The sequence below is a fragment of the Amycolatopsis thailandensis genome (assembly GCF_002234405.1).
Classification (GTDB): Bacteria; Actinomycetota; Actinomycetes; order Mycobacteriales; family Pseudonocardiaceae; genus Amycolatopsis; species Amycolatopsis thailandensis.
The window spans coordinates 1-1,188 of the sequence record NZ_NMQT01000297.1 but is presented as its reverse complement, the minus strand read 5'-3'; the positions used below and the strand labels follow the sequence as shown (position 1 = coordinate 1,188).

The window sequence follows — 1,188 nt, the reverse complement described above, 5'->3', positions numbered from 1 at the left end:
TGCGCGGCCTTCACCGGCCTGGTGATCGGGCTGATCAGCGGGTTCTTCCGGGCGGCCGACGCGGTGCTGATGCGGGTGATGGACGCCTGGATGTCGTTCCCGGCGATCATCCTCGCGATGGCGCTGGCGATCTCGCTCGGCGCGAGCATCTGGACCGAGCTGATCGCGCTGACGGTGATCTTCACGCCGTTCACCGCCCGTGTCATCCGCAGCCGCGTGCTCGGCATCGCCGGCCGGGCCTACATCGGCGCGGCCCGGGTGTCGGGGATGAGCAAGTGGAAGATCCTGGTCGTGCACGTGTTCCCGAACGTGCTGCCGCTGGCGCTGGTGCAGGTCGTGATCCTGTCCGCGGCGGCGATGCTGGTCGACGGGGCGATGAGCTTCCTCGGTCTCGGCATCGCTCCCCCGACCCCGACCTGGGGCAACATGATCGCCGAAGGCCGGTCGTACCTGGTGCAGGCGCCCTGGCTGGTGATCGCGCCCGGCGTGACGATCATGGTGTGCGTGTTCCTGCTGAACCTCATCGGATCGTCGCTGCGGATCGCCGTCGACGCCCGCGCGCGGACGCTGAGCGAGATGCAGCGCCTGCGCACCCGCCGTCCCTCCGGCAGCTGAGAAAGGATTCCGTTGTCTGCCACTACTTCCTTGGCCGTGCGCCGATTCGCTCCCGAAACCGTCTCGGGACCGCCAGTGCTGCTGGTGCACGGATTCGCCTCCGACGGGCACACCGACTGGATCACCACGGGGTGGCCTGCCGCGCTCACCGCCGCGGGCCGTGAGGTGCTCGTGCCCGATCTGCCCGCGCACGGCTCCAGCCCGGCTCCGTCGGGCTCGCTGGGGGCCACCGCGATCACCGCCGAACTGGCGGCGCTCGTCGCGGGTCTGTCCGAAGTGGACGTCGTCGGTTACTCGCTGGGTGCCCGGCTCTCGTGGGAACTGCCCGCGCAGGCTCCGGTGCGGCGGCTCGTGCTCGCGGGGGTGAGCCCGTTCGAACCGTTCGGCGCCGTCGACATCGCGGCGGCGCTGGCGTTCGCCGACGGCGGCAAGGCGCCGTCGGATCCGCTGACGGGGATGATCGCGCACATGATCACCACGCCGGGCCGGAATCCGGCCGCGCTCGCGCGGTGCATCGAAGACCTGCGCGGGGAACCTTTCGCGCCTGTCGCCGGTGCGATCTCCGTTCCGACG

General features: G+C 70.7%; 2 protein-coding genes. Both read left to right on the top strand.

The genetic code is table 11. From position 1 onward, the window contains the following. Positions 1–615, top strand: a 615-nt coding sequence (locus CFP71_RS42440; protein ID WP_093939455.1) for an ABC transporter permease, incomplete at its 5' end; no start/stop codon positions are given. Between the two features lie 36 nt (positions 616–651). Further along, positions 652–1,188 (top strand): alpha/beta fold hydrolase (locus CFP71_RS42435; protein WP_244200050.1); only part of this gene is annotated, 537 nt, incomplete at its 3' end.